The 1,047-nt window shown below is 56.3% G+C and carries 3 protein-coding genes; all 3 read right to left on the bottom strand.

Going from position 1 to position 1,047, the window contains the following annotated elements; translation table 11 throughout:
* On the bottom strand, positions 1 to 197 hold a 197-nt coding region (locus O0S10_RS10450; protein ID WP_268925824.1), incomplete at its 3' end, for a hypothetical protein.
* Positions 194 to 691, bottom strand: coding sequence for a hypothetical protein (locus O0S10_RS10445; protein WP_268925823.1), 498 nt, complete (start codon positions 689 to 691; stop codon positions 194 to 196). The genes O0S10_RS10445 and O0S10_RS10450, both read right to left, overlap by 4 nt.
* Positions 688 to 1,047, bottom strand: a 360-nt coding sequence (locus O0S10_RS10440) for a hypothetical protein (protein WP_268925822.1), incomplete at its 5' end; no start/stop codon positions are given. The genes O0S10_RS10440 and O0S10_RS10445, both read right to left, overlap by 4 nt.

Here is a 1,047-nt window from a genome sequence, read left to right as displayed (position 1 = left end):
CCCATTCTTTTTCGCATTCCTTCGGGTACGTGTTCTACATAAGGCCGTCTGATTCCGTGGTTTTTCATGGCTGAGTTGACGTTTGTGCGGGTGCATCCGAGCATGTCGCAGATTTCTCGTATGCTGTATCCTGCTCTGAGCATGTTGAGGAGTATGTGGCGGTCGGCGAGTTCGGGGTAGTGGTACCAGCATTTCATGCGGTTCTCCGGGGGATGATTCTGGGTCGTGCGGGTTTGTAGCGGGTGATGAGGTAGGGTTCGAGTTCTTCGGGCCGGAGAATTTTTGCAAGGTCGGTTATGTTTGCGCAGGCGAGTGCGTCGGTTTGTTCTGGGTCGGTTTTTCGGGCGATGTGGTAGAGTTCGGTTCTGCCGATGATTTTTTCTGCGTCGTGTGCTTTGAGGTGGATGATTTTTTGGTAGATGTCGTGTGCGTTGGTTTTGAGGAGGTCGAGGTTGATTCTGCGGTAGGGTGTCTGGGGCTGGAGGAGTTCGTACTGCGGGTGCCGGAGGTTGTTGGTGATGATGGCGGTTACTGCGGTGTGATACTGGGTGTTCATGAGGGGGATGAGTGCGGCAAGGGCGTTTTCGAGGTCTTCGCACCAGAGTGCCTGTTCGTAGGTGTCGGCGGGTTTGGGCCAGTGGGGGAGGATGCCGGTGTTGAGGAGGTCGGCGGGGGTGATCTGGGGGGTCATGGTTTTTTTTCCTTGGTCTGGGTTGAGGAGTTGTCGCAGGCCTGCACGGGTTTGCCGTGCGGGTCTGCGGCGGGTGTTCGTGTTCCGATTATCTTACAGACGTTCGCAATCGCGGACGTAATCGCACACGCCCCTACGGCGGGTGTTCGTGTTCCGATTATTTTACAGGGTGTGGTTTTCCGTTGTCTGGGTGTCTTCGGCTTGTGGCAGGATGGAAAGAGAACAACGCAGATAACGCAGATGTGCCTGACGGCACGGCTTTGCTCATCGCATTTGCTATTCGTCGCTCGCCTTCCCGTCCGAGCGGACGGGCGGCGTTGCTGTCGCAAACGCGACGGCAAATGCTCGCGAAGCTT

Source organism: Methanocorpusculum petauri (assembly GCF_026891975.1).
Classification (GTDB): domain Archaea; phylum Halobacteriota; class Methanomicrobia; order Methanomicrobiales; family Methanocorpusculaceae; genus Methanocorpusculum; species Methanocorpusculum petauri.
Note: the sequence above shows the minus strand (reverse complement) of the source record. Positions and strands in the feature narration are given on the sequence as shown.

Excerpts from the sequence above, each read along its gene's own strand:
- O0S10_RS10445 (WP_268925823.1), bottom strand. The coding sequence starts at position 691 with ATGACCCCCCAGATCACCCCCGCCGACCTCCTCAACACCGGCATCCTC.